We start from the raw sequence: 1,730 nt of genomic DNA, 5'->3' as shown, positions 1-1,730 counted from the left end.
CCCGCGCGGCGAAGCCGCGCCAAAAAACACAGAACCTTGGCGAGCAGGGTCACCTTCATACCTTGACGAGAAAGTTCACCTTCCCACCTCCGCGGGCGGGATCGCTTCTCACCTTCGCGAGCAAGGTCACCTTCCCACTTCCGCGGGTGGGGTCCCTTCTGACCTTGGCGGGTAAGGTCACCTTCTCACCTTCGCGAGCGAGGTCACGTCCTCGCCTCGGCGGGTGGGGTGACCTTCTCACCCTGGCAGGTGAGGTCACGTCCTCACCTCCCCGAGCAAGGTCACCTCCCACCTCGCCGAGTGAGGTCACTTCCCCACCTCGGCAGGCCCGTCCCCCTCCCCACCTCGGCGTGTGAGGCCCCCTCCCCACCGGCCCGACAAATACCACGCTCTACTCGAACCTCGTTGTTCTCGCACCCACCTCGTTGTAGGTGGCGGTATCGCGTAATGGCCTCAGTATGCCCCCGGGTACCGACAGTTTCCGGTCAGGAGAGCCGCCACAGAGGAGAGACCGGTCCGTGGCCTTTGCCCAGGTCGTAGGAGGCTTCGAGGCAGCGGCGGGTCCATTCCTTGGCGAACTCGAAGGCCTCGGGGACCGTGTGGCCGTGGGCGAGGGCGCAGGCCAGCGCCGCGGCGAGGGTGTCGCCGCCGCCGTGGTCGTTTCCGGTGGCGATTCGGGCGGCGTCGAATTCCAGGAAGCGTTCGCCGTCGAACAGCAGGTCGGTGCTGGTGGGGGCGGCTCGCATATGGCCGCCCTTCACCACGACCCACTGTGGTCCGAGGGCGTGCAGGGCTTCCGCGGCGGTGCGGGCGGAGGTGAGATCGGTGACCTCGACGCCGGTGAGCAACCGGACCTCGTCCAGATTCGGGGTGACGATGGTGGCCAGCGGAAACAGGGTGTAGCGGACGGCGTCGAGCGCTTCGGCGTGCAGGAGCGGGTCGCCGTGCATGGAGGCGGCCACCGGGTCGACCACCAGCGGGGTCCCGGTATCGCGTCCGATTCCGACCTCGCGGCACACCTCGGCCACCGCTTCGATGATGCCGCTGGACGCGAGCATCCCGGTTTTCGCGGCGCCCAACCCGATATCGTCGGCCACGCACCGCACCTGATCGGCCACCACCTGGGGTGGGATCTCGTGGAATCCGCTGACCCCGACCGAGTTCTGCACGGTGACCGCCGCCACGGCCACCAGGGCGTGTACACCGCACAGCGCCATGGTCCGGGTATCGGCCTGGATGCCGGCGCCGCCCCCGGAGTCGGTTCCGGCGATGGTGAGGACCCGGGGCGGGGTCTGTCCGGTGGGGGTCAACGGCAAGAGCTTCACGGCACAACTGTATGCGGCGTGTTCGGCCGGCGGCGCCGCTGCCCGATACCGGCCCGGCATTGCGGTCGCGTTCGCCCAACGATGCGCCGATGTGTCCGCGTGTCTGCGCAAGGCTGCGCGGGAGCGGTCGTATTCTGCGGCTGACCAGGCTATATCCAGCTCATGAAGCGGAGGAAGCATGGCAGCCAAGTTCGAACTCTATTCCGATGCCGCGGGTAAGTTCCGGTGGCGGCTCGAGGCCGGTAACGGTGAGACGATCGCCGCGAGCCAGGCCTACGAAACAAAGGATTCCGCCAAGAAGGGCATCGCCTCGGTGCAGTCGAATGCTCCGGCCGCCCAGTTGGTCGATCAGACCGCGGGGTCCTGAACTTTCGTTCCGCCGGTCTCCGGCCGGAGACCGGCGGG

Annotated in this window: 2 protein-coding genes; one reads left to right on the top strand and one right to left on the bottom strand. The window is 67.8% G+C overall.

Annotated elements, in window-relative coordinates; translation table 11 throughout:
- Nucleotides 1-485 precede the first annotated feature (485 nt).
- Nucleotides 486-1,325: a bifunctional hydroxymethylpyrimidine kinase/phosphomethylpyrimidine kinase gene (gene thiD, locus ACWDU1_RS32165; protein ID WP_450004186.1), complete on the bottom strand. Its 840-nt coding sequence runs from the start codon at nucleotides 1,323-1,325 to the stop codon at nucleotides 486-488.
- Between the two features lie 178 nt (nucleotides 1,326-1,503).
- On the opposite strand from thiD, the gene ACWDU1_RS32160 reads away from it, so the two are divergent.
- Nucleotides 1,504-1,692: a YegP family protein gene (locus tag ACWDU1_RS32160; protein ID WP_450004185.1), complete on the top strand. Its 189-nt coding sequence runs from the start codon at nucleotides 1,504-1,506 to the stop codon at nucleotides 1,690-1,692.
- Nucleotides 1,693-1,730 lie beyond the last annotated feature (38 nt).

This window comes from Nocardia sp. NPDC003345, from assembly GCF_053589395.1.
This window is presented reverse-complemented; position numbering and strand designations above follow the sequence as displayed.

Bases quoted from the DNA above. Each gene is read 5' to 3' on its own strand.
- ACWDU1_RS32160 (WP_450004185.1), top strand. From the start codon at position 1,504: ATGGCAGCCAAGTTCGAACTCTATTCCGATGCCGCGGGTAAGTTCCGG.